The organism is Chloroflexota bacterium (assembly GCA_013152435.1).
GTDB lineage: Bacteria > Chloroflexota > Anaerolineae > DUEN01 > DUEN01 > DUEN01.
In genome coordinates, this window is record JAADGJ010000059.1 from 92,492 (window position 1) to 117,764 (window position 25,273).

General features: G+C 64.6%; 20 protein-coding genes and 1 pseudogene. 8 read left to right on the forward strand and 13 right to left on the reverse strand.

Annotation, left to right across the window (positions count from 1 at the left end):
• The first annotated feature begins 310 nt into the window (after positions 1-310).
• The 4 genes from GXP39_07705 (at position 311) to GXP39_07720 (ending at position 5,790) form a co-directional block, all read left to right on the forward strand.
• On the forward strand, positions 311-1,648 hold the full coding sequence (locus GXP39_07705) for a hypothetical protein (GenBank protein ID NOZ27921.1): 1,338 nt from the start codon (positions 311-313) through the stop codon (positions 1,646-1,648).
• Positions 1,649-1,731: 83 nt separating this feature from the next.
• Positions 1,732-4,005 carry a glycosyltransferase gene (locus tag GXP39_07710; GenBank protein ID NOZ27922.1) on the forward strand — a complete coding sequence of 758 codons (2,274 nt, stop codon included), beginning with the start codon at positions 1,732-1,734 and terminating at the stop codon, positions 4,003-4,005.
• 43 nt (positions 4,006-4,048) lie between these two features.
• On the forward strand, positions 4,049-5,029 hold the full coding sequence (locus GXP39_07715) for a glycosidase (GenBank protein ID NOZ27923.1): 981 nt from the start codon (positions 4,049-4,051) through the stop codon (positions 5,027-5,029).
• A 14-nt stretch (positions 5,030-5,043) separates the two neighbouring features.
• A complete protein-coding gene (locus GXP39_07720) occupies positions 5,044-5,790 on the forward strand; it encodes a glycerophosphodiester phosphodiesterase (protein NOZ27924.1) in 747 nt (248 codons plus the stop codon).
• 173 nt (positions 5,791-5,963) lie between these two features.
• Here the strand turns inward: GXP39_07720 and GXP39_07725 are convergent, their stop codons facing one another.
• The 6 genes and pseudogenes from GXP39_07725 to GXP39_07750 all read right to left on the reverse strand — a co-directional run bounded on the left by GXP39_07725 (position 5,964) and on the right by GXP39_07750 (position 13,052).
• On the reverse strand, positions 5,964-6,950 hold the full coding sequence (locus tag GXP39_07725) for a glycosidase (GenBank protein NOZ27925.1): 987 nt from the start codon (positions 6,948-6,950) through the stop codon (positions 5,964-5,966).
• Positions 6,951-7,056: 106 nt separating this feature from the next.
• Positions 7,057-9,318 (reverse strand): NADP-dependent malic enzyme, encoded by a 2,262-nt coding sequence (locus GXP39_07730; GenBank protein ID NOZ27926.1) that lies wholly within the window; start codon positions 9,316-9,318, stop codon positions 7,057-7,059.
• A gap of 64 nt (positions 9,319-9,382) precedes the next feature.
• Positions 9,383-10,699: an MFS transporter gene (locus GXP39_07735; protein ID NOZ27927.1), complete on the reverse strand. Its 1,317-nt coding sequence runs from the start codon at positions 10,697-10,699 to the stop codon at positions 9,383-9,385.
• Positions 10,700-11,257: 558 nt separating this feature from the next.
• A pseudogene (locus tag GXP39_07740) lies at positions 11,258-11,362 on the reverse strand (energy transducer TonB).
• 291 nt (positions 11,363-11,653) lie between these two features.
• A complete protein-coding gene (locus tag GXP39_07745) occupies positions 11,654-12,130 on the reverse strand; it encodes a methylated-DNA--[protein]-cysteine S-methyltransferase (protein ID NOZ27928.1) in 477 nt (158 codons plus the stop codon).
• A 181-nt stretch (positions 12,131-12,311) separates the two neighbouring features.
• The gene (locus tag GXP39_07750; protein NOZ27929.1) at positions 12,312-13,052 is read right to left on the reverse strand and encodes a glycosyltransferase family 2 protein; all 741 of its coding nucleotides are present in this window, start codon (positions 13,050-13,052) and stop codon (positions 12,312-12,314) included.
• Between the two features lie 293 nt (positions 13,053-13,345).
• On the opposite strand from GXP39_07750, the gene GXP39_07755 reads away from it, so the two are divergent.
• Positions 13,346-13,999 (forward strand): transcriptional regulator, encoded by a 654-nt coding sequence (locus GXP39_07755; protein ID NOZ27930.1) that lies wholly within the window; start codon positions 13,346-13,348, stop codon positions 13,997-13,999.
• A 191-nt stretch (positions 14,000-14,190) separates the two neighbouring features.
• Positions 14,191-15,123 (forward strand): proline dehydrogenase, encoded by a 933-nt coding sequence (locus GXP39_07760; GenBank protein ID NOZ27931.1) that lies wholly within the window; start codon positions 14,191-14,193, stop codon positions 15,121-15,123.
• A gap of 84 nt (positions 15,124-15,207) precedes the next feature.
• Here the strand turns inward: GXP39_07760 and GXP39_07765 are convergent, their stop codons facing one another.
• Together GXP39_07765 and GXP39_07770 are read right to left on the reverse strand one after the other, a co-directional pair.
• Complete coding sequence (locus tag GXP39_07765; GenBank protein ID NOZ27932.1) at positions 15,208-15,633, reverse strand: RbsD or FucU transport; 426 nt, start codon at positions 15,631-15,633, stop codon at positions 15,208-15,210.
• 240 nt (positions 15,634-15,873) lie between these two features.
• Positions 15,874-16,758, reverse strand: a complete 885-nt coding sequence (locus tag GXP39_07770; GenBank protein ID NOZ27933.1) for a MurR/RpiR family transcriptional regulator — start codon at positions 16,756-16,758, stop codon at positions 15,874-15,876.
• A 727-nt stretch (positions 16,759-17,485) separates the two neighbouring features.
• Between GXP39_07770 and GXP39_07775 the strand changes: the two genes are divergently transcribed.
• Both GXP39_07775 and GXP39_07780 read left to right on the forward strand, forming a co-directional pair.
• Positions 17,486-18,400 carry a polysaccharide deacetylase family protein gene (locus GXP39_07775; protein ID NOZ27934.1) on the forward strand — a complete coding sequence of 305 codons (915 nt, stop codon included), beginning with the start codon at positions 17,486-17,488 and terminating at the stop codon, positions 18,398-18,400.
• A 3-nt stretch (positions 18,401-18,403) separates the two neighbouring features.
• The gene (locus GXP39_07780; protein NOZ27935.1) at positions 18,404-20,092 is read left to right on the forward strand and encodes a fibronectin/fibrinogen-binding protein; all 1,689 of its coding nucleotides are present in this window, start codon (positions 18,404-18,406) and stop codon (positions 20,090-20,092) included.
• 8 nt (positions 20,093-20,100) lie between these two features.
• On the opposite strand, the gene GXP39_07785 is transcribed toward GXP39_07780, so the two are convergent.
• The 5 genes from GXP39_07785 to GXP39_07805 all read right to left on the reverse strand — a co-directional run bounded on the left by GXP39_07785 (position 20,101) and on the right by GXP39_07805 (position 25,065).
• Complete coding sequence (locus GXP39_07785) at positions 20,101-20,373, reverse strand: hypothetical protein (protein NOZ27936.1); 273 nt, start codon at positions 20,371-20,373, stop codon at positions 20,101-20,103.
• Between the two features lie 17 nt (positions 20,374-20,390).
• Complete coding sequence (locus GXP39_07790) at positions 20,391-21,143, reverse strand: class I SAM-dependent methyltransferase (GenBank protein ID NOZ27937.1); 753 nt, start codon at positions 21,141-21,143, stop codon at positions 20,391-20,393.
• 301 nt (positions 21,144-21,444) lie between these two features.
• The gene (locus GXP39_07795) at positions 21,445-22,668 is read right to left on the reverse strand and encodes a glycosyltransferase family 9 protein (GenBank protein ID NOZ27938.1); all 1,224 of its coding nucleotides are present in this window, start codon (positions 22,666-22,668) and stop codon (positions 21,445-21,447) included.
• Positions 22,631-23,911, reverse strand: a complete 1,281-nt coding sequence (locus GXP39_07800; protein NOZ27939.1) for a glycosyltransferase — start codon at positions 23,909-23,911, stop codon at positions 22,631-22,633. The genes GXP39_07795 and GXP39_07800 overlap by 38 nt, the downstream gene beginning before the upstream one ends.
• A 2-nt stretch (positions 23,912-23,913) precedes the next feature.
• Positions 23,914-25,065 carry a glycosyltransferase family 4 protein gene (locus GXP39_07805; protein NOZ27940.1) on the reverse strand — a complete coding sequence of 384 codons (1,152 nt, stop codon included), beginning with the start codon at positions 25,063-25,065 and terminating at the stop codon, positions 23,914-23,916.
• Positions 25,066-25,273: the final 208 nt, after the last annotated feature.

The window sequence follows — 25,273 nt, forward strand, 5'->3', positions numbered from 1 at the left end:
CTGATGCCTCGCCCGGCCTTGCCCACCTGAATCGGGCCGGGGAAGGGCAGGTGCAAAGTGGAAAAGGGCGTGTTGGGGCGAAGGGAGGGTCCCTGCACCATCCCTGCGAGCTTGCAGTGGGCATCGTGGGTGGTTTCGCAGAATTTCCTCCATTTTGGATACACTATTGGATGACGGAGCTTCTTGTGAGTGCAACCCTGGCGTGTTATACTTCGGCGCGTGTGCTCAGACCGGAATGCTCGCCGGGCGGTCCTGGTGGTGGGCTTCTGGGACGGGTTCGCGTTCATGTCGCATCGCACGTGAGGGGGAAATGTCCGGCGTGAAGTTCGCTTTCATCGGCGGCGGCAGTTTGCAATGGGCTCCGAAGTTGCTGACCGACATCGCGTTGACCCCCGGCCTGGAAGGCAGCCGGGTGGACCTGTACGACATCAACGCGGAACTGGCGGAGATGATGCAGCAGTTGGGGCGGCGCATCGCGGAGGAGGCCGGGACCGGCATGCAGGTGCGGGTTGCGGGTGAGCGCAAATCCGCCCTGGAGGGGGCGGACTTCGTGATCTTCTGCATCGCCCAGGGCGGCCTGGAGGCCATGCGCCATGACATCGAGATCCCCTGGCGATATGGGATCGCCCAGCCCGTTGGGGACACGGTGGGCCCGGGGGGCATCTCCCGCGCGCTGCGCCACATCCCGGTCGTCGTGGAGATCGCCCGGGAGATGGAGTCGCTCTGCCCGGATGCGTGGTTGCTCAACCTAACCAATCCGATGACCACCATCTGTCGCGCGGTGACCAAGGCCACGTCGATTCGAACCATCGGCCTGTGTCACGAGATGCACGGCGTCAAGCGGCATCTGAGCGGCATCCTGGGGATGCCATACGAGGCCATCCGGGTGCGTGCGGCGGGGGTGAACCACCTGCCGTGGATCCTTCAGATGAGCATCGACGGCCGGGATGGCTTCGAGCTGTTGCGGGGGTGGATCGCGGAGAACGGGGTGTTCCGCTTCGCCAGCGAAGGGCTGGATGGCACCTATGCGTCCGTGTTCCGGGATCGTTTGGCCGTCAAGCTTTCCCTTTTCCAGGTGTATGGCGCGTTGGGCGCGGCCGGCGACCGCCATCTGGCGGAGTTCTTCCCTCATTTCCTCACGGAGGCCAACGGCTGGGGGCGCCGTTTCGGCGTCGAGCTGACCACCATCGAGCACCGGGAGCAAGGGCGTGACCGGGCCTATCAGCGCATCCGGGAGCTCGTGTCCTCGGGTGAGCTGCCGCCGCTGGAGCGCTCCGCCGAGCAGCTGGCGCCTGTGGCCGCCGCGCTTTCGGGTGGGCCGGAGGGTCGGTTCATCATCAACATCCCCAACGAGGGGCAGATCCCCGAGCTGCCGCTGGATGTGACGGTGGAGACGTACGCCTGGGTGAGCGAGCGGGGTGTGGAGCCCCTCACCGCTGGCCCGATCCCGCCCGCGATCGTGCAGATCCTGCGCCGGGTCAGCGGCGAGCAGGAGCTGATCGTGGAGGCCGCCCTGCGCGGGGATCGTCAGCTGGCGCTCCAGGCCATGCTGGCGGACGCGCTGGTCAGGGATTGGACGATCGCGGAGCCGATGTTGAACGACCTCCTGGCGGCCAACGCCGCGTATTTGCCGCAATTTCAGGTCTAGCATGGGCGAAGATCCTTTGTGCTTGTGTTGGGAAGGTGAGTGGTAAGGGTGTGACCTGTATCCGTGTAGCAGGGGGAGGTTCCATGGAGTCGAGAGAGTCCTCTATTCGGCGTGTCGCCTTCATCGGAAATTATCTGCCGCGCCAGTGCGGCATCGCCACGTTCACTACGGATTTGTGCGAATCCATCGCGGCCCGATATCCGGAGACGACATGTTTCGCCGTCCCGGTGAATGATACGGAGGAAGGATACGACTATCCGCCCCGGGTGCGGTTTGAGTTGCAGGAAAATGATTTGACATCCTACCGGCGCGCCGCGGATTTCCTGAACATCAACAACGTGGATCTGGTCTGTTTGCAGCATGAGTATGGGATCTTCGGAGGCCCAGCCGGGAGCCATATCCTGGCGTTGCTGCGAGAGCTGCGGATGCCGGTGGTGACCACCCTGCACACGATCCTGCGCGAGCCGGATCGCAACCAACGCAGGGTGTTGGAGGAGATCGCTCGCCTGTCCGATCGACTGGTCGTGATGAGCGAGCGCAGTCGGGAGTTCCTGCAGACCATCTACGGCGTGCCGGAGGAGAAGATCGATCTGATCCCTCACGGGATCCCGGACGTTCCCTTCGTCGACCCCAACTTCTATAAGGATCAGTTTGGCGTGGAGGGGCAACTGGTCCTATTGACCTTTGGGCTTCTGTCGCCGAATAAAGGGATCGAGAACGTGATCAAGGCGTTGCCCGCCATTCTGACCCGGTACCCGAACGTCGTGTACATCGTCCTGGGGGCTACGCATCCCCACGTGAGACGACGGGAGGGGGAGACCTATCGGCTGGCGCTGCAGCGGCTGGCGAGAGCGCTGGGAGTGGGGAAGAACGTCATCTTCCACAACCGCTTCGTCAGCCTGGAGGAATTGATCGAGTTCATCGGTGCCGCCGATATCTACATCACCCCCTACCTGAATCGGGAGCAGATCGTCTCCGGGACGTTGGCCTACACGGTCGGGGCGGGCAAGGCGGTGATCTCAACGCCGTACTGGTATGCGGAGGAGTTGCTGGCCGACGGGCGTGGCCTGCTCGTCCCCTTCGATGATTCGGAGGCCATCGCGGAGCAGGTGCTCTATCTCCTGGACAACGAGGCCGAGCGTCATGCCATGCGCAAGCGGGCTTATCTCTTCGGCCGGGAGATGATCTGGCCCACGGTGGCGCAGCGTTACATGGAGAGCTTTGAGCGCGTTCGAGAGGAGCGCGCCCATGCGCCGCGTCCCGCCTTCGTGCCCAGGACGCTGGATAAGCTCCCCAGCGAGCTGCCCATCCTCAAGCTGGACCACCTGCGTCGCCTGACCGATGATACGGGGATCTTGCAGCACGCGACCTTCGTGGTGCCCAACTATCACGAGGGGTACACCACCGACGACAATGCCCGGGCGCTCATGGTGATCGCCTTGCTGGAGGAGTTGGGGGAGAGCGCGTTCACGGACACGCGAGGGTTGGCCTCTCGCTATCTGGCCTTCCTCTGGTACGCGTTCAACCCGGAGAACGGCCGGTTTCGCAACTTCCTCAGCTACGACCGTCGCTGGCTGGAGGAGGTGGGATCCGAGGACAGCCATGGCCGGGCGCTATGGGGCCTGGGCACGGTGCTCCGACGGTCGCGCCGTGAGGGGGTGAAAGCCCTGACCGGCCGGCTGTTCAACGTCGCCTTGCCGGCCGTGCTGACGTTCCAAAGCCCGCGCTCCTGGGCCTTCGCCCTCATCGGCATCCATGAGTACTTGAAGGAGTTCGCCGGCGATCGGGCGGCCTTGACCGCCCGGGAGGAGCTGTCCGGGCGACTCCTGAAGCTCTATCAGGCGAACAGCTCGGAGGAATGGCCCTGGTTTGAGGATACGTTGACTTACTGCAATGCCAAGCTCCCCCATGCTCTGCTCCTGAGCGGCCGTGAGATGGGGCGGGAGGACATGCTCAATGTGGGGCTCAAGACGCTCTCCTGGCTGGTGGAGATTCAGAAGGCCGATGAGGGGCATTTCGTGCCCATCGGCAATGCGGGGTTCTATCCCCGGGAGGGCGAACGGGCTCGCTTCGATCAGCAGCCGATCGAGGCCCATGCGACGGTGTCCGCCTGTCTGGCCGCGTACCGCATCACCGGCGACGAGAAGTGGCAGCATGAGGCCCTGTGCGCCTTTGAATGGTTCCTGGGGCGTAACGATCTGGGACTGCCGCTTTATGACCCCACTACGGGGGGATGTCGGGACGGGCTGCAGCCTGATCGCCTAAATCAGAACCAGGGGGCGGAGTCCACACTGGCATTCCTCCTCTCCCTGCTGGAGATGCGGCTGGCAGAGCATATCATCGGCAACGGTTCATAACCGAAGAAGAGAACAGCATCAGGAGGCAGGTTGGAGAGCCACGATGAGCGAGAATCGACATTATGAGACGCTCTTCCACCGACACCCGCGCAATCCGATCCTGACGGCGGCGGATTGGCCCTATCCGGTGAACAGCGTCTTCAACCCCGGTGCCATCCGGCTTCCGGACGGTACGACCCTGCTGCTCTGCCGGGTGGAAGACCGGCGTGGGCATTCGCATCTCTGCGTGGCGCGTTCGGCCAACGGCGTGGACGGCTGGGAGATCGATCCCGCGCCCACACTGGTGCCCGACCTGGAGAACCACCCCGAGGAGCTGTGGGGCATCGAGGATCCACGCATCACCTACGTGCCGGAGCTGGGGAAGTATGTGGTCACGTACACGGCGTACTCACGCGGCGGCCCCGGCGTCGCGCTGGCGTTGACCGAGGACTTCCAGCACTTTGAGCGCTTCGGCATGGTGATGCCCCCGGAGGACAAGGACGCGGCGTTGCTGCCCAGGCGCATCGGCGGCCATTGGGCGCTGATTCACAGGCCCATGAGCTCCCTGGGCGCCCACATATGGATCTCCTACTCGCCGGACCTTCGTCACTGGGGAAGCCATAAGCTGATGTTGCGGGCGCGACGCGGTGGCTGGTGGGATGCCAACAAGATCGGCCTTTCGCCGCCTCCGATCGAGACCCCGCGCGGGTGGCTGGTCATCTACCATGGCGTGCGCCAGACCGCGTCCGGGAGCCTCTATCGGCTGGGGCTGGCCCTGTTCGATCTGGAGACCCCAGAGCGTTGTCTCCTGCGGGGCCACTCGTGGATCTTCGGCCCCGAGGAGCCCTACGAGCGGTTCGGAGATGTGAACAACGTGGTCTTCCCCTGTGGCTATACCATCGCTCCGGATGGCGATACCATCTACCTGTACTACGGCGGCGCCGATACATGCATCGCGCTGGCCACCGGCAGCATCCGGGCCCTGTTGGATTGGCTGGATCGGCACGGTGAGCCGGTGCCCACGACCTGGCCGTTTGGGAAGTAAGGTGGGGAAGGGCGATGAAGAATCCGCATCCGGAACGTCCGTTGGTCTTCGCCCATCGGGGCGCGAAGGCCGTCGCGCCGGAGAACACCATCCCTGCCTTTTTGAAAGCCGCCGAGATGGGGGCCGACGGGGTGGAGCTGGATGTCCAGTTCTCATCGGACGGCGCGCTGGTGGTCATCCACAACATGACGCTGGATGAGACCACGGATGGCCATGGCCGGGTGACGTCTCACACGTTGGAGGAGCTGAAGCGCCTGGACGCCGGGAGCTGGTTCGCCCCGGAGTTCGCCGGCACGCGCCTTTGCACCCTGGAGGAGGCGTTGGATGCCATCGGCGATCGGTTGCTGGTCAACATCGAGATGAAGTCCTTTTCCATGGGGAACGATGGCATGGCGGAGGAAGTCGCCCGGATCATCCAGCAGCGCGATCTGTACGATCAGGTGCTGGTCTCCTCGTTCAACCCGTTCACGCTGCGGCGGCTGAAGAAGGTGGACCCGCGAATCGAGACCGGGCTGCTGTACGCTCCGGGGCTGCCGGTCTATCTCAGCCGGGCGTGGCTGAGGCCCTGGGCCCGGCCGGATGCGCTCCATCCCGAGTACGTGATGGTGGATGAGGCGTACATGCAATGGGCACGCCGCAAGGGGTATCCGGTGAACGTGTGGACGGTCAACGAGCCGGACGACATGCGGCGTATGATCGATCTGGGCGTGAACATCATCATCACCGACTATCCCGACCGCCTGTTGGAGCTGCTGGCATAGCCGGAGGCGTCGGGCGGTCGGTGTGGAGGCATCGTGTGCAGAGCCCCGGATGCAACCATCCGGGGCTCTGATTGCCTTCTTCGCTCATATTGGCGTGCCCGACATGCGCGGGGGCGGCGCATGCGTTGTCTGTCGAGCGTGAGCGTCGCCTACTCCAATATGAGCATTTTCGTTTAGATCTTGTGCGTGAGGACGAAGTCCAGCAGGTCGTCCAGGCGGGCGGTGGCCAGACAGCACACCTTATCGGCCGCCCCGTAGTAGACGTACAGGACGCCGTCCTTCAGCACGGCCCCCTGTGGGAACACGACGTTGTTGACGTCGCCCACTCGCTCGAACTCGGCCTCGGGTTCCAGGATGGGATGGGGCGAGCGGGCGATGACCCGGGTGGGGTCGTCCAGGTCCAGCAGGGCCACACCTACCCGGTAGACCGCCTGGTCGTCCTTGGCGTGATAGATCACCAGCCAGCCCTCGTCGGTCTTCACCGGAGGGCAGCCGCCCCCGATCTTGTCGGCCTCCCACTCGAACTCCCGCCGCAGGATCGTGAAGTCGTCCAGGCGCGCCCGATAGTCCGCCCAAAACGCCTCATCTGGATGGAGGAGATGGTCCAGGTCGTCGAAGTACACGATCTGGATATCCGGCGGCACGCGATGCAACATCACGATCTTGCCCCCGATGGGCTCCGGGAAGATCACGGCATCCTTGTCGTTGAGGTCAGGGATCACCACGCCGTGCTTGGTGAACGCCTGGAAATCCTCCGTGGAGGCCACGGCCACCCGGTCACCTCGGCCGGAGAAGGCGGGAGCGGACATGGCGGTGTAGGTGATCAGGTACAGGCGTCTGCCGTCGATCTCTAGCGGATTGACGCGTGGGTCCTCGCAGCCCCAGATCTCCCACGGCTCCGTCGGTGAGAGGGCAGGCTCCTCCGCCCTCTCGAACCGTATGCCGTCCTCGCTGGTGGCCAGGCCCACGTAGGAGATGTAGTTGTCGTAGCCGTGTCGATCGGGGAAGGGCTTATAGCCGGCCGGGATCGCCCGGTACAGGAGATAGAATCGGCCGTCGGGGCCCAGCGCGGCGCCGCAGTTGAAGACGGCGCCGGCCTCCCAGGAACGTTCCGGGTTGGCGGTCAGGATCGGATTGCCGTCATAGCGTTGTAGCTTCATCTGGATCTGCACTCCTGATGATGTTTGCGTACAAGGGGGTTACCCAACGTCGGATTATACCCTGGGTGTGCATCAACACAAAGTCGTACCGGGCGACGCCACCCCCCTACTCGTCGGCCTCCGCCTCCCGCCGCTGCGCGTCGACCACGGCCATGGCGGCGATGCGCACGATGTCCTTCACCTCGTCACCGGTCTGCAGGACGTGCACCGGCTTCCCGATCCCCATCAGGATGGGGCCGATGGCCTCGGCGCCGCCCAGGCGTTGCAGCAGCTTATACGCCACGTTGGCCGCCTCCAGGTCGGGGAAGACGAGCACGTTCGCGTCCCGCACCCGGCTGAAGGGGTAGCGTTCGTCGATGATCTCCGGGACCACGGCCGTGTCCGCCTGCATCTCCCCGTCCACGCTGAGATCTGGCCGCCGTTCCCGCACGATCTCCACGGCCCTGCGGACCTTCTCCGAGAATGGATGAGGCGTCGAGCCGAAGTTGGAGAAGGAGAGCATGGCGATGCGCGGCTCGATGTCGAACTCTCGCGCCAGATCGGCTGCCAGGATGGCGATCTCCGCCAGATCCTCAGCGCTCGGGTCGATGTTCACCGTGGCGTCGGTGAAGAAGTAGATCCGGTCCCGCACGATCATGATGTATACCCCTGCTGCCCGGTGGATCCCCTTCTTCGTGTGCACCACCTGCAGGGCGGGACGCAATACCTCCGGATAGCTGTATGTCAGCCCGGAGACGAAGGCGTCCGCGTCGCCCAGCTCCACCATGAGCGCGCCGAAGTAGTTGGGCTGGCGGATCAGCTGCGAGGCCAGCGCGCGGGTCACGCCACGGCGCTGGCGCATCTGGTACAGCGCCTCGGCGTAGCGCTCATCGTATTCGCTGGCGCCGGGCGTGATCACCCGGGGAGAGCAGTTCAGCCCCAGCTCTCGGATGCGCTGCCGGATCACCTCCTCTCGCCCCAGCAGGATGACCGTGCCGATGCCCTCCTCCTTGATCTGCGCGGCCGCCCGCAGGATCTTGGGTTCCTCGCCCTCGGCGAAGACGATGCGCTTGGGGGCCTCCTTGGCCTTATTGATGATCCGGCGCATCAACTCCCAGCCCTTGCCTAGCCTTGCCTCCAGCTCATCCTTGTAGGTGTCGATATCGATCTGAATCCGGGAGACCCCCGTCCTGATGGCGGCCTCGGCTACGGCCGGAGCGACCCACAGCAGCACTCGCGGATCCAGCGGCTTGGGGATGATGTATTCTGGGCCGAAGCGCAGCGAGGTCAGGCCGTACGCGTTCAGCACGGAGTCCGGCACATCCTCCCGCGTCAACGCCGCCAGGGCGTGGGCGGCGGCTACCTTCATCTCGTCGTTGATCGCTCGGGCTCGCACGTCCAGAGCCCCTCGGAAGATGAAGGGGAAGCCCAGGACGTTGTTCACCTGATTGGGATAGTCGCTGCGGCCGGTGGCTACGATGGCATCCGGCCGGGCCTCCAGCGCCTCCTCGTAGCGGATCTCCGGATCGGGATTGGCCAGGGCGAAGATAATCGGATTCGGCGCCATCGCCTGGATCATCTCGCCGTTGAGGATATTGGCGACGGAGAGCCCCAGGAACAGGTCCGCCCCCTCCAAAGCCTGGGCCAGCGTGCGGGCCTCAGTCTTCACGGCGAAGCGGGCCTTGTACTCGTTCATGTTCTCCTCGCGTCCGGCGTAGATGACGCCGCGCGAGTCGACCATGAGGATATTCTCCCGCTTGACGCCCAATCGGATGTAGAACTCCCCGCAGGCGATGGCCGAGGCGCCCGCGCCGCAGATGACGACTTTGAGGTCCTCCAGGCGCCGGCCGGTCAGTTCGCACGCGTTGAGCAGGGCCGCGCCGGAGATGATGGCCGTGCCGTGTTGATCGTCGTGGAAGACCGGGATGTCCAATCGCTGTTTCAGCGTCTGCTCGATGTAAAAGCATTCCGGCGCCTTGATGTCCTCCAGGTTGATCCCCCCGAAGGTGGGGGCCAACGCCTCCACGACCTGGATGAACCGGTCCGGGTCCGTGGCGTTCACCTCGATGTCGAACACGTCGATGTCGGCGAAGCGCTTGAAGAGGACACCCTTCCCCTCCATGACGGGCTTGGAGGCGAGAGGGCCCCGATTCCCCAGGCCGAGGATGGCCGTCCCGTTGGAGATCACGCCGACCAGGTTCCCCTTCGCGGTGTATTCGTACGCCAGGTCCGGGTTCTCCGCGATCTCCAGGACGGGGATGGCGACCCCCGGCGTGTAAGCCAGGGAGAGATCACGCTGGGTCAGCGTCGGCTTGGTGGGCACAACCTCGATCTTCCCCTTGCGCCCCTCGCTGTGATAGGCTAAAGCCTCTTCTTTCGTGATACGCATTTTCTCACTCCTTGCAGATTCCTTATCATCATATATCGTTTCGGCTCGTCCTCGGTGACGGCCTTCAGGGCGACATCGTTGCGCCCTGCGACGAAGCGGCGGACACATGACGGTGGCGTGGCTCTTCGAGCCAGCCGGAGAGAAGCAGTCCGGCCAGGCACAATCCGGCGGTCACGGTCAACAACACAGGGTAGGAGGTGGCCTGCAGGATCCACCCGCCCAGGAAGGGGGCCACGAGCACCACGCTGCTCAGCGTGTTCGCCAGGCCGATGTAGGCCGGCCGATCCTCCGCAGGGGCGATCTCCAGGATGTAGTTCACGAACCCGGCCATGTTGGCGTTCACCAGCGCGCCCAGTGCGGCGAAGATCATCGCGTATGCGTAGGGCAGGAGCCCCGCGGGCAGCCAGGTGCGGATCCAGGGGATGGTCAAGGCCAGCAGCGGTGCGCCGATCGCCAGCCAGCCGCTCAGCCGGATCACCGCTCGCGTCCCGTGGTGTTCGTTGATGTATCCCATCAGCAGGCCGGAGAGGATCCCTCCGATCACCTGAACGGAGATGAACAGGCCGACGGTCTCGGGGTCGAAGTGGAGCTTGTCCAGCGCGTAGACCACGTAGAACGGCATGGCCATGTTGCTCCCGCCGATCAGCAGCCGCACGATGGTGACCCGTCGGAACGAGTGATCTCGGCTCAATACCGAGCGCAGTCGGGAGAGGTAGTCCGTCCACGGCGCGCGCTCCTGTTGCGCCGGCTCTGGCTGTTCTTTGAGCTGGGCGAACGACAGCAGGGAGAGGAAGAAGAACCCGCTCGCGATGGCGAAGAGCAGCGCGTAGTTATCCGGGAATCCCGGCCCGCTGGGGCCCAGGATGCGGCGAACGGCCAGGCCCACGCCGACGCTGGCCAATCCGGTGCTCATCTGCGCCAATCCGATCAGCCGGCCGCGCTGTTGGGGCGACAGGCTCTTGCTGAGCACGTCCAGCCAGGGCACGCTGGCCAGCCCATCGCACAGGAAGAAGAAGGCCAGCGCGAGGAAGAACAACGCCAGCGTGATCTGGGGATGAGGGATCGCCCAGCGCCAGATGACCAACGCCAGCAGGGGGTAGGTGACGCGTCCGATGAAGGCCGGGACGATGATGTAACGCTTCTTGAGCGGCTTACCGGCGACGTAGTTGGCGACGAAGAGCTGGGGCAGCAGCCAGCCACCGCTTTGAAGGGTGGTGACCAGGCCGATGAGCGGGGCCGAGGCGGTGAGTTGACGCACCAGGGAGGGGAGCACCGTGGTCTGGTTGATGAAGCTGAGCGCCACGCCGAAAAAGAAATAGTCGCCTAGCAGCGCGGCGAAGTTACGACGATGATCAGGCGACGGATTGAATCCGGGGGCCATGTATCCTCTTACTCCCGCGGCGCAGCGAGAAGCCCTCAACGTTGAGGGTCGGGTGTGGGCAAATCGGTGGACGGATCGTGAGAGAGACTTGCGGGCCGGGCCGGCCTCGACCCGGCCCGCAGGGAGGATCCGTTATGGGCGGACGATGAGCGTGAGCTTGCCCTCACCGATTTGGATATCCTTCACATACCAATCAGATGTATACTGCTCCAGGGCCTGGGCCGCCATGTTCGGGATCATACGCGTCATCAGATTGCTGGGCTTCAGTTGATCGAAGGCGATGCGGACCTTGCCTCCCTCCGCCCACACGTTGATGACGGCTTGCAGGTTGTTCAGGCTGATGAAGGAGTAGCGGAGCTGACTGGCCGTCACATAGACCCGGCCCTTGGTGAACCGTATGGTCAGGTCCTTCACCTGAAGCTGCCCGCCGGCCATCTCGTCCAGCATTCCGCTCTGGATCGCCTCGTTGATGGTGTCCTCGGTAATCACCCAAACGATCTGGTCCGGCGTCGGTGTGGGAGCCGGTGTGGGTGTGGCCTTGGCCGCCTGGACCTTCTTCGGTGTGGGTGTGAAGGTGGGCGTAGGCGTCGGGCTGGGTGTGGGGGTGGGTGTGAAGGTGGGGGTGGGCGTCGGAGCAGCCGTAGGCGGCGGAGGAGTGGCCGTGGCGAACAGGCTGGCCCAGTTGCCGGCCGGCACGCAGGCGGCGAGCAGTAACGTCAGCACGACCAGCCATACCCATCGAACGGAGAACCACCGCCGGATCTTGGTTGTGCCTTGTCGCATCATCGTGTCTCTCCTGTCTGTTTGATCTATTGGTATGATACCTCGCGTCCAGGGATTCACACGCGTGATCGGCTCACGCAATCATGCACATTATAGCGCGCAACCCTCTACGTCACAATCACGATCCGAGGGTGTTCGGCGGGCTTATGCTCAACGCATGGGCGGCCCGTGCTATCTTCCCCCTTTGACGGCGTCCCGTTCCAGCGCCAGCAGGCGTCGTTTCATGTCCAGTCCCGCGCCAAAGCCTCCGAGCCCGCCATCGGATGCCACCACGCGGTGACACGGCACGAGGATGGGCGTGGGGTTGGCTCCCATGGCCTGCCCTACGGCCCGCGCCGCGGCCGGCTTCCCGATGGCCCGCGCGATCCATCCATAGGATCGCGTCTCCCCATAGGGGATGCTCTGCGTCACCCGCCAGACTCGCTGTCGGAAATCGGTGTGCCCCGACCAGTCCAGCGCCACCTGGAAGGTCACCGGCTCCCCGGCCGCGTAGCGCTGCAGCTGGGCCACGATGTCGTCCGGGGCGTCCTCCGCCGGGGCGAATTGAGCCGATGGGAATTCCTCCCATATCGCCCGCCGGGCGGCATCCTCACTGGCTCGAGGGAGCAGGCTGGCCACCACGCCGTTGGGAGAATAGACAACGCCCATCCAGCCCAGCGCGCTGTGGAATACGACGGCCTTCAATGGTGTGGTTTTCATCATGGGATGTGCCCTCTCCTTTTGGGGACCACAGTGGCCTGGCCCTCCGGTCGGGGCGGGAGCGGCAGCTGAGAGGCCGAGGGGATCTCCTGGAAACGCACGGTGAAAAGGCCTTCGAGCGGCAGGTTATCTATCCCGTTGCCCGTTCGTGATGTCGCGCTCCGGCTCGCCGCATCCGCCACACGCGCCAGACGGTGCTCAGGAAGTCCAGGCTGTCCCGTATGGGATGGAAGTGGCTTTGTTCGTTGCCATAGATGGTGCGGACGGGCACCCAGGCGATGGTGTAGCCGGCTCCCACGGCCAGGGCGATCACCTCCACCTCATAGCTGAAGCGATCGCGATCCTCCTCGCCTTCCATCTCCTGCAGGAGCATCATCAGGCGGCGGCTGTACAGCCGGTACCCGCATTGGTTGTCCGGCACGTCCTGCCCCATGGCGAGGGACAGCAGGCGTCGGCCCGTGCGGTTGGCCCAACGTCGCACGCGGGGCATCTCTGCGTAAGTGCGCTGTCCGATGATGAGATCCGCCCCGGTCCGTTCGTGCATCTCCAGGAAAGCGGGCATCTCTTCGGGGTCATGCTGGCCGTCGGCATCCAGCGTGAACGCGAGGTCGGCGCCGTGGCGCACGGCCCAGGTGAACCCGCTGCGCAAGGCGGCCCCCTTGCCCCGGTTGGTCGGGTGGGCGATCACCGCGGCCCCGGCCAGGGCGGCCGCCGCGGCCGTCCCATCATCCGAGCCATCGTCGATGACTACGACTGCGTCAGCGTAGCCCGAGGCCCCACGGACGATGCGCTCGATCTGCGCCACTTCATTATATGCAGGGATCAGAGCGACCACTCTGGGCTTGCTCTGATCGGTTGTCTCGTCTGGCATATCTCCCCCGCCTGACACGCTTTGGGCCCCATCGGATTCTAGCACGTCGCCACAAGCTGGGCAAACCAGGGTAGAGGATCTTTTTCGGTGAAGACACGACGGGGAAACCTTGAAGGGTGCGGCTGATCGCAATCAAGGTCTGAGCCGCCTACACTACCTTAGAAGCTTATTTTATTTACAAAATACGGCTTGTGTGGTATGATACTGATGGACATAAGGTGGAATATGGGGGCGCGGGGGCATCGCTTCCCGCCGTTGGACGTGGGGCTACTGGAGAGGTCGAGGAGAGGAGAATGGCCAGGAATAGCGCGTTAGCCGAGCAGGTGCAGCCGACCAGGCGGCGCATCCTTGTCGAGTTGAAGAAAGCGGGCGGACTTACATGCAATGAGCTGGCGGAGCGGCTGGGGATCACCTCCATGGGGGTGCGACGCCATCTGATCACGCTGGAGCGGGACGGCCTCGTCTATTACACGACGGTGCAGCGCGGCCTGGGAAGGCCCAGTCATGTCTATCATCTGACCGAGCTGGCCGAGGAGCTGTTCCCGAAGAATTATGGACAACTGACCAACGAGCTTCTGAGCTATATCGAACAGCTGGAGGGCGAGGAGAAGGTCTGGGAGCTGTTCCAGCGACGCGCTCGACGCCGGGTTCAACGGGCGCTGGCTCGCACCGGTGGACTCTCCTTCCCGGAGAAGGTGTTTGAGTTGGCGCGCATCCTGGAGGAGGAAGGGTATCTGGCGGAGGCGGAGCAGGTTGATGAGGATACCTTTTTACTTCGGGAATACAACTGCGCCATCCATCAGGTCGCCCAGCGCTTCCCGCAGGCGTGTGGCACCGAGCTGGAGTTCTTCCAGGCCGTGTTGCCTGAGGCGACGATCCACCGGGAGCATCACATGATCTCCGGCGAGCCGTATTGCGGCTACCGGATCGTCCGTCGCGAGGGATGACGGTTGCACCCTCTTGCCGTTCGATGCGGCGGCATTCACGCGCCGCTGGAGGCCCTATCCCCTCAAGATCCACCCATGGCATCTTCGCCAGGAAGGTATACTCCCGTTGTTCCCCCTTTGCCCGCCTCCGGGCGAGGTGGTACAATCTCGCTGGAGGTTGACCTCCTTGCTTACCCACTGGAGGATGGGCCATGTTACTCCGCAATGTTCTGCTGTCCCTCTCCCGTAGCCAAGACCTGCAGGATCTGATCGTTGCCCTTCCCGTCGCCCGACGCGCGTCACGACGCTTCGTCGCGGGCGAGACCCTGGATGAGGCGATCGCGGCCGTCCAGCGGGTGAACGCGCTGGGGCTCATGGCGACCCTGAACTACCTGGGCGAGAGCGTGACCTCGGAGAGCGATGCGATCGCCGGCCGGGATGCGTACCTGGAGGCTTTGGAGGCCATCGTCTCGGCCGGGTTGGACAGCCATATTTCCATCAAGCTCACCCAATTGGGGCTGGACTTGGGAGAGGACTTCTGCTATGAGAACGTGGAACGCATCGTCGCGTACGCGGCGGAGCGAGGGCGCTTCGTCCGCATCGATATGGAGGACTCATCGTACACGCAGCGCACTCTCGACCTGTATCGTCGGCTCCGGCGGAGCTACGATAACGTCGGCGTGGTGATCCAGGCGTACCTCTACCGGAGCCGGGCGGATGTGGAGGCCCTTATCGAGGAGGGGATCGCCCATATCCGCTTGTGCAAGGGAGCCTACGCGGAGCCGCCCAGCGTTGCGTATCCGGCCCGGAAGGACGTGGACGAGAACCTCCTCCGCCTGGTTTGGATGATGCTGGCGCCGGAGGCGCGCGAGCGTGGCGCCTATCCCGCCATCGCGACGCATGATGAGCGCATCATCAGCCGGGTGCGCGCGTACGTATATCACCATCGTGTTCCCGTTGATGCGTACGAGTTCCAGATGCTGTACGGGGTACGGCGGGACGCGCAGCAGCGGCTGGCGGACGAGGGATATCGGATGCGCGTCTATATCCCCTATGGCACGCATTGGTATCCGTACTTCATGCGTCGCCTGGCCGAGCGCCCTGCCAATCTGTTGTTCTTCCTGAGGGCGCTTCTGGAGCGATGATCGCGTCGATGCCCGGATATGCAAGGCGCAGGGGGTACCCCTGCGCCTTTTTGAGTGGCTCATGTACGGTGGGAGAAGACCCACCTATTGTGGCGGCGGCACCACACCGATGGTGAGCAGGATGTTGGCGTACACGCGCTGCTCGCCGGTGGCGATCACCAGGGCGGTATTGGGATCCCGGGCGGCATCGTAGAATTGGAAGCGTCCCAGCCGCTGTAGGTCCAAATCGGAGGGAAGGATCTGCTGGAACTCGGCGAAGATGCTCGGCTCTGGCCCGCTCTCCGGGATCATCACATGGGCGGCTTCAATGGGAATGGCGTCCACCAGGACGGCCAGCACATCGGTGACCTTGACCAGCCCTGGGGCCAGGTTCAGGAAGACCCGGCGGGCGGCCGCAGGTGCTCCCGTTGAGAAGGGATAGTTCCCGTCGGCGATCAGGATCTTGGAGCCGTGCCCCGCACCTCCCAGAGCGGCCAGAATCTCCGGATGCAACAGACGATAGCGTAGCATATCCTCACCTCCTAATCGAGACCGTGGTATGGATGCAGCCATGTATCCTCTCAATGAGGATGACGGCGGGACGGGTGTTTTCGACGCGTTGCCCCGGTGCGGTGACCGGAGGAAGAAAAGGCGATGGGGGTACCCGTGTAGGCATACCCCCATCACCGCGCAACAGATGAATTAGGAGGAGAAGCCATCAACGCCCGAAGACCTTGACGGTTGCGAGTAGTCATGCGGTTGGGAAGCGGATCAGCCGACGCTGGCCACCCCTTCCGTTCCGGTCTGTAGATCGGGGACCTCCCGATCTCGTTGGGAGATGATCATCTGGTAGTTCCGCTGGAACTCCGATAGCAGCTTCTCGAATGCCTCCGTGTCGCTGAGGGCCAGGATCTGCAGCAAGGCGGTGAGCACGGCCGTGATGGCCGTCATCGATGTGAACGGGCCGCCGCTGTTGCTCGAGGCGAACACCTTGAGATCCGCCACGCGGGCGATGGGGCTGGCGTAGGAGCCGAACACGCCGATGGTCTTGGCCCCGCGATCCTTGGCCAGCTCCAGCGCGACCGCCACCTCACCGGCGTAGGGCGAGGCGGCCACCCCGATCACCAGATCCTCCCCTCCCGTCTGTCCCAGCGCAAAGGCCTGACTCATCGCCTCGGCGGGCACGTAATCCGCCCACATGCCCAGATCACGCAGGGCAACGGCGAAGGCTTCGGCCACGAAGGCGCCGTACCCCGCCCCCATGACCAGGATCCGCCGGGCGGATTTGAGCGCCTCAATGATGGCCTCCAGCGTCTCCGCCGGCAGCCCCAGCGTCTGCTGGAGGTTCTCGATGTCCCGCAGCAGGGATCGCTGCCAGGTCGCCGACGGGCTCGTGTCGCCTTCCAACGGCTCATACGAGCTCTGGAGTTCGGCCTTTACCTGTGCCTGCACATCCCGGATCAGATCGGGATATCCGTTGTACCCCAGCCGCTGGGCACACCGAACCACGGTTGTGGTGTCGACATCGACCGCCTCTCCCAGCTCTGCTGCCGTCATGAAGGCCGCCTCGCGGTAGTTATTCAGCAGGAAATCCGCGATGCGGCGGTAGCTGGGTGAGAGCAGATTGTAAACCTGAGCGATGCGCTCTCGGTACATGTTGTTGCCTCCCTTAGCCAGAGATTATGGGATGAATGCACACCTCGCCTGCGATCGCAGGTGACTTGTTCACGGAAACACGGAATTGCCAAGAGTATACAGGTTGCTTCCCTCTACTGTCAAGAGTTTTGGCGCCGCCAACCTTTCAATACGATCAAAGGACGTCTTAATTTGTTGTTGCGCAACAAGGAATCCTCTTTATCTGATTGTAAGCTAACGATGGACGCGCTACCGGTCTCCCTCGCGGGGGGCGAAGCCCCTTCGGAAAAGGCCCTTCTTCCGCCTCTGACCTGCCTGGCCTCGGCCCAGATCCCCGTGGAAAGGGCCGAGAAAGGCAGATGCGGGCCAAAAAAGCAGGATTTGTGTGGAGGGGAGCTCCCCTCCACACCTCCTCTTGTGGTTCCTGTTCCTCCGTTTCCCCACCACGCCGAAGAGCGGCGCACTTTTCAGATGTCTTGTGCGTTCCTTAGTTTATAGAGCGTGTCTGGGAAGTCCTGTTGCCCCTGCTATGGGGAGGCCCGGAGGGGTGAGGCCCCCCGGAAACAGCTCTTTTTACGCCGGAGGGAAGGTCTCCTCCGCACCTCCCCCTGTGGAGCGTGTCGCTGAGGAAGGCCCTCAGGCACGCTCATAGACCGATGTGTATTGGGCGCGAGGGCTTTGCGCGTGCCCTCGGCCGGGTTTGACGGAAGCGACCCGCTGGCGTATCTTTACCCCGACAGGAGGAAAGATGTTATCGAGGCGGCTTATCGATTGGATGCGGTTCACTTCGTTGGCTTTTCTGCTGATCACGACTGGCTGTGTCGCTGCGGGCTTCCCCGCGGCCGGATCTTTCCGACCGCTGTTCGCAACCCCGGTGACGCCCATGGCCATCTCCACACCATCGGTGATGGCCGAGAGCTCGCCGCTTCCCACGCCCACCCCGACGCCGGGCCCTACGCCGGATGGCGTTTTGCGGACCGCCCGGGTGCCCATTCTGATGTACCATTACATTTCGGATCCCCCTGCTGGGGCGGACAAATACCGCGTGGACCTTTCGGTATCGCCCGAGCGGTTTGAATCGCACCTGCGTTATCTGCAGGAACAGGGATATACCACCATCTCCCTGCGCGATCTGGTCTATTACCTCACCCGGGGGACGCCGTTGCCGCCCAAGCCGATCGTCCTGACCTTTGACGACGGATATATCGACCACTACGAGCACGCCTTCCCGCTTCTGAAGAAGTATGGCTTCCGGGGGACCTTCTTCATCATCACCGATTTCATCACGGAGGGCTATCCCGGCTACATGACCTGGACGCAGATCAAGGAGCTTGCGGAGTCCGGCATGGAGATCGGGTCCCACAGCCGGAACCATCCGGATCTGAGCGGCAAGCCGCTCGATTACCTGGTGTGGCAGGCGCTTGGCTCTAAGGAGGCCATCGAGCATCACGTGGGCGTGACGCCTCGATTCGTCTCCTGGCCCTCCGGCCGATACGACGACCAGGCGATCGCGGTGTTTCGATCGGCCCATTTCTGGGGAGGGGTGACGACGCGGCAGGGGATGGAGCAGCGGTCCGATCGGCTGTTCGAGATGCGGCGTATCCGCATGCGTGGGAGCTACACGCCGTCCTACCTGGACACGCTGCTTCATCTGGATTGGTGAGCGATGGCTGCCTATGACGCGCTGGTCACAGCGGCCATCGCGCAGGAGCTTCGATCCGAGCTCCTAGGGGGGCGCGTGCAACAGGTGCTCCAGCCCACTTCGCACAGCGTGGGATTGGAGATTTACGCTCAGGGCGCCCGTCGTTATCTGCTCCTGTCGATCGATCCCCAGGATGCCCGTGTGCACCTGGTTTCCGAGCGGCTCCGCCGGGGCGTGGATACGCCCTCCCCGCTGGTGCTCCTCTTACGCAAACACGTGCGCGGCGCCCGGCTGACGGAGGTGACCTGCCCCGCGTACGAGCGCGTTTTGCGCTTCCGGTTCTCCCATCCGGAGTATGGCACGAGCTTGCTGATCGCCGAGATCATGGGCAGGCTCAGCAACCTTATCCTGGTGGACGAGATGGGGGATATTCGGGACAGCCTCAAGCGGGTTGGTCCGGATCTCACCCGGGTGCGGGTGATCCTGCCGGGGGCGCCTTATCGCCCCCCTCCACCTCAGCAGAAGCTTCTCCCCGATCAGGTGACGCCGGCTCGTCTGGAGGCCGCGCTTCGGGCGGCGGATGAGGGGATGCCGCTATGGCGAGCCCTGGTGCGGATGGTCGCCGGGCTCAGTCCCCAGGCCGCTCGGGAGCTGGCCGCGCGCGCGACGGGCGATCCGTACGCCAGCGTCGCGGCCGCCGAGGCCTCCCGCGTGGTGGAGGAGCTGGAGGCGCTTTGGGCGCCGCTGCGCACGGGCGCCTGGGAGCCTCATGTCGTGCAGGAGGGGGAGGCCATCCTCGCGTATGCGCCCTATCGCCCGGTGCACCTGGGGCCGGCGAGGCCGGTCGAGAGCATGAGCCGGGCTGTCGAGATGTATTACGCCCGGAAAGGGCAGGCGGATCCGTATGCGGGCCTGCGCGCCGCCGTCGCCGGGGAGATCGCGGAGGCGAGGAAGCGGCTGGAGCGTCAGCGGACGGCACTTCAGCGGCAGATGGTCGATCCAGAGGAGGCACAGCGATGGCGGCAGGCGGGCGAGTGGATCCTGGCCTTCGCGCATGAGGTCCGGCCGGGCCAGGATCAGTTCGTCGTGGACACGGGAGAGGGGATGTTGCAGATCGATTTGGATCCCCAGCTCACGGCGGTGGAAAACGCTCAGGCGTACTTCTCACGCTATCGCAAGGCCCAACGCGCTGCCGAGGAGGTCCCCCGGCGATTGGAGGCTGTGGAGCGCGAGCTGGCCTACCTGGATCAGCTCGCGTTGGATCTGGAGATGGCCGGGAGCCAGCCGGAGATCGCCGCGGTGCGGGAGGCTTTGTCGGCGGCCGGATACCTGCGGCGGCGGCAGGGCCGCTCGGCGCCGCCTCCGGGGCCGATCAAGGTCACGACGCCGGAGGGGTTCACCATCCTGGTCGGCCGGAACAGCCGCCAGAACGACGAGATCACCTTTCGGGTGGCGGCGCCGGACGATCTATGGCTCCACGCGCGCGGGGTTCCCGGCGCGCATGTGATCATCCGCAGCCGCGGCCGTCCGGTGCCCGAGGCGACCTTGCGACGCGCCGCGGAGCTGGCCGCCTACTATTCGGCCGCTCGCGATGAGCCCAATGTCCTCGTCTCCGTGGTCCCGCGCCGCCGGGTGCGTCGGCAGCCGGGCGGGCATCCGGGGCAGGTCACCTACACGGGCGAGGAGACGATCCGCGTCCGGCCTCGCCCGTGAGCTCGCGCTTACTGGACCTCGATCTTCGTCGCCCGTCGGCGGCGTGTGCGGCTGGGCTGGCTTTCCACTTCCGCCGGCTGCAGGCATTCGATGGCCGCGTCGAACAGGGACCGGACTGCCAGCAGGGCCTCCCGCTGTGAGGCTCGGGTGTGCTCCCAGAACGCCTCCGGCAGCAGCCGGCATGGCTTGCGCTTGAGCTCCTGTCGAATGCCTCGGATGCCCTCCGCCAGCCAGTCAGCCAGATCGAATTCGGCCTCCGCCTTCACTTCCTCAGCACACATCTTCTCACCTCCCACCCTTAACGGCTCGTGGGACGCTGTGCCAGGGCGATGATCGATGTTCCGATGGGCAGCGTCATCCTCCGCAGGAGGGCGGCTTCCAGTCGCCCCACCTGGGAGAGGATCGTGTTCAGCAGTGGGGATACGGGCTCCATCTCCACCTGGTAGGCATCGTCGTCGAAGTGGGGGGATGCCAGGTCGAGCTTGCGATCTGCCCACCGCCGGGCCAGGATCATGAGCGCTGCCAACGGGAAGATCAAGAAGTTGTTGTAGCTGATGTATTGGGGCGTGTATCCCGCCTCCAGGAGGCGGGTGCGCAGCTCCCTCGCCGTATAGCGACGCTGATGCTTGTTCAGTACGTCGTTGTAGCTCCACAGCCACATGAAGGCGGGCACCGTCACCACCAAGTGTCCGCCCGGCCTGGTCACCCGGAAGCACTCGCGAAACACCGCCGCGTCATCCGGGCAGTGCTCCACCGTGTCCAGCAGGGCGACCAGGTCGAACTCGCCGTCCTCGAAGGGCAGGTCCTGGGCGTCGCCCAGCCGCACCTCGTAGCCCCGTTCCTGGGCCACGGCGATGGGCCGAGGGTTGTTGTCCACCCCCACGACCTGTCCGTAATGGGCCAGGTGATGCATCATGTTCCCCGCGCCGGCTCCTACATCGAGCACTTTGCGATCGTTGCCCGGTCCTACGTAGCGATCCAGCAATCCTAACAGCGCACGGGTGCGGCTTGCGAACCACCAATGTCGATCCTCTTCTAACAATACTAGCATGGGTGTTGGCGACATGCGGATGGAAACGCTCCTCTATTCCTCGGATCTCGGGCCATCGCGCGGGCGCGGAGCCCTAAACACATTTTAGCGCAGGTTCTGGCAAACGCCAAAGGCGGTGTTTCCGCGAAGGTGTAGCTTTTTCGGTGGAAATACGGCGGGAAGATTTGAGGGGCGCAGCCCCTCGAAAGAAATCTTCTCGCTTCAGCCCCTGGCCTGCCTCGCCGCCCGGATCAGGCCGGGAAAGGACAGATTCCAGGCGGAAATGGGGCGGGGCCGGGGGTGGCGGGCACCTGGCGGGGGATCAGCGGGCCAGTAGCTCGGAGGCGGCTTCGATCACGGCCTCCTCGGGGATATCCCGCACGCAGCCATGGGCGGGCAGTTCGGATTCGGGGTAATCCAACCGGCCGCAGGGGGCGCATGCCCAATCGGACATCAGCACGCGGTGCTTGCGCGCGTCGCCCCAGGGGCCGAATCGACGGGGATCGGCGGGGCCGAACAGGTGGACTGTCGGCGTGCCCATGGCCACAGCCAGGTGCAGGGGGCCGCTGTCTGGCCCCAGGACCAGGTCGCAGCGCTTCAGCAGCGCGCCCAGTTGTCCGATGGTAGTCTGGCCGGCCAGGACGACGGCCGGGTGGGACATGGCGTCCTTCACCGCTTGGGCCAGCGCGCTCTCCTCGCGACTTCCCGTGATGAGGATGCGCACCTTGTAGCGTGCGGCCAGGGCGTCGGCGACGCGCGCCCAGGCGCACGCCCGCCATGTCTTCACAGGGGCGCCGGTGCCCGGATGGATGGCGACAAGACGGGAGGCATCCTTTGAGATCGATCGGAGCAGCTCCTCCGCCCGATACTCATCCAGGGCGGTGGGGGCGAATCGCAGGGGGTGTGTCGCCGGCTCGATCGGGTGGAGGTCGGGATCGACGAGGTGCAGGTTGCGTACCACCTCGTGCGCGTGGGGCGGCAGGGGGCTCGTCTGGGTGAGGAAGGGGCGCGTCTCCGGGATATCGTACCCCCGCCGCGTGGGGATGCCCGCCCGCGCGGCCAGCAACGCTCCCCACCAGTGATCGGGGCGCAGGATGATCGCCTCATCGAAATGGCTCGCTCGTAGCTGCGCCGCGTAGCGGAGCAAGGCTGTGTAGGGCTTCCAGATCGCCTTCTTGGGCTGGCGGGTGAATCCGGGAAACGGACAGACCCACAGGGCGTCGATATCGGGGTTGTGGGCCAGGATCGGGCGCGCCCAGGGGCCGATCATGGCCGTGATGTGTGCTTCCGGGCGCTGCTGGCGTAGCCGTGCCAGGGCGGGTGTCGTGAACAACAGGTCCCCCAGGTGATCCGGGCGGATGACCAGGATGCGGGCCGTGGCGCGCGGCTTCGAGGTGCGCAGCCGGAGCACGGCGCCCAGGGCGCGCAGCCCCCATAGCCGTACCCGTTGTCTGACGGTGCGTTGGGAGCCCACGGCGTGTGCGGCGAGGTGGCGGTGGGCCAGGCGCTCACGGTCCTCGCGCGGGGTGATCTCCTTCAGATTCATACAGCCGCTCCATGGCAGGCACGATCTGATCCCAGTCGTAGCGTTTCTCCACGAACCTTCGAGCGGTTGCCCCCAATCGTGCGCGCTGTTCGTCGTCGCTCAAGAGCTCCACGATCGCCCGGGCGAAGGCTTCCGGCGTATCCGCCAGCCGCAGCTCCCGCCCGTCGGCCACATCGAACCCCTCCACCCCTAGCCGGGTGGAGACGATGGCCTTGCCCAGCGCCATCGCCTCAAGCACCTTGAGCCGGGTCCCCCCTCCCACGCGCAGGGGGATCACGTACACGGTGGCACCGGCGATGTAGGGGCGGGTGTCAGGCACCCATCCCGTCACCTCCACGGCGGGGTTTTGGGCCAGTTTGCTCAGGCTGGGGTGCGGTTTCTGTCCTACGATGAAGAAGCGGGCATCCGGCATGGACTCTCGCACGCGGGACAGGACGGGCATGAACCATCGCACCGCGTCCACGTTGGGGCGGAAATCCATCTTGCCGGTGAAGACCAGGGCATGGGCGCCCAGGTCGCGTGGCTGCACGCGATGAGGATCGTAGGACTGCAGGTCCACGCCATTGGGGATCACGGCCGGGTGTAAGTCGGGGGATAGACGCTTCAGCGCGGCCGCGTCCGCCTGGGACACGGCCGCCACCGCGTCCGCGTGCCGGCACACGATCCGCTCGTAGCGACGCAGCTTCTGCCATTGGACGAGGGAGTATGCCGCCGCGATCCAGCGGCGCGGCCGGCGGATATCGGTCTGAAAGGCTCGCTGTTGAAGCACGTACTCGGCGTTGTGGTCGTCGAAGACGATGCGTGGGGGAGGCTGTTGCGGCGTGATGGCGGCCGCCCCGGGGGTCAGTCGCACGCCCGCGATGGCCAGGCCATAGGACGCCATCTCGATCCCCTCGATCTGGACGATCTCGTAGCGTTGTCTCTGAAGCAGCTCGCGCAGGCGGCGCCACATCTCGGGCGATTCCAGGCGTAAGGCCATGTCAGGCAATCGCGAGGTCAGCGTGGTACGCAAGCGTGCGCTCAGACGTCGTTGCGGCGTGGGCGCCGTGGCGATGGCGCGGCAGAGCTCGTGGAGAGGGGAATCGGGCGTCAGCTCATCGCCCGGCTGGAGAAAGGTCAGCAGGTCGATCGTGTGGTGCCGGGCCAGGCGCGCGAGCAGGTTGAAGTTGCGAATCGCCGTCCCCTGTTGGGGGGGATAAGGGAGTTGGGGGGTGAGGAGCAGGACGCGCTTGGCTGTGGGCATTTCTACGCCCGCACTTGATATGCCTTACCTTGCGTTACCGGTTGTGTGGCCACCTGGCGGTAGACCGCCAGGGTTTCCTGGGCCGCCCGCTCCCATGAGAACAGGGCGGCTCGCTGCAGCCCCCTGTGGCGTAGCTCGTTGGCCAGTTGTTCGTCGGTAAGCACCCGCCACAGGGCGACCGCCAGCTCCTCCCAGTTGTTGGGATCCACCAGCAAGCCCGCGTCTCCGACCACCTCGGGCAGGCTGGCCACGTTGGAGACGACGACGGGCGTGCCGCAGGCCATGGCCTCCAGAGGCGGCAGGCCGAAGCCCTCGTAGTGGGCGGGCAGAGTCAGGCAGCGAGCGGCGTTCAGCAGGTGCAGCAGGTCATCGTCCGTCACCCGGCCGAGGAAGTGGCAGTGGTCTTGCAGCCCCATCTCATCGACCTGGCGGAACAGATCGTCGACCAGCCAGCCGCGTCGCCCGGCGAACACCAGGTCCGCGTCGAGCTTGTAGGCTTCTCGCAGGTGTTGGTAGGCGCGCAGGAGCGTCGGCAGGTTCTTGCGCGGCTCCAGCGTGCCTACGAAGAGGATGAATTCGCTGGGCAACCCGGGGAACCGCTCCTGGGCCCTGGCCAACGCCCGCTTCCGATCCATCGGGCGGAACAGCGGGTTCGCTGCCTCCGAGATCACGGTGATCTTGGACTCCGGCACGCCCAGCAGGTTGATGGTATCCTGCTTGGTCGCCATGGAGGGCACGATGATGTGGTGGGCGTGTTGGACCGCTCGATCGATCTGCCCGTAGTACCGGGCACTCTCCTCCGTCAGGAATTGGGGATAGATCAGAAAATGCAGGTCGTGGATGGTGATGACGGAGCGGAAGCGGCGGCAGTAGAGCGGCGGGATGAAATCCGGGCTGTGGAGGACGTCCGCCTCTATCCGTAGCAGCTCGATGGGAAGGGCGAACTGCTCGAATCGGTTGTGAGAGGGGGTCCATAGCCCTATACGCCGGAAGTTCGGCTGTTTTATGATGGGCTTGAGGTGCTTGCGGCTCTGCAGGATGAAGAATTGGTCCTCCTGATTCAGAGCGGCGAGCGCCCGGATCAGACGTATCGTGTATTGTCCGATCCCGGCCTTGGTGTAGTATACCAGTCTGGCGTCAATCGCGAAGCGCATAGTTCTCCCGTTGAAAAAGCAGAAAGAAACCCTCTCGCCCTGCAACTCTGCCTGGGCCAGAGGGTATGCTCAACGCTCCGGAAAATAATATACCATCGTGGTCGAAATCCGTCAAATTAGCTGTACGCATGTCCCGGCGCGCCCCGGAGGCGGGAGTGCACCCGGTGTATCGACAGGAGACAATCTCGGAAAGGGACGTGGGCGTCTT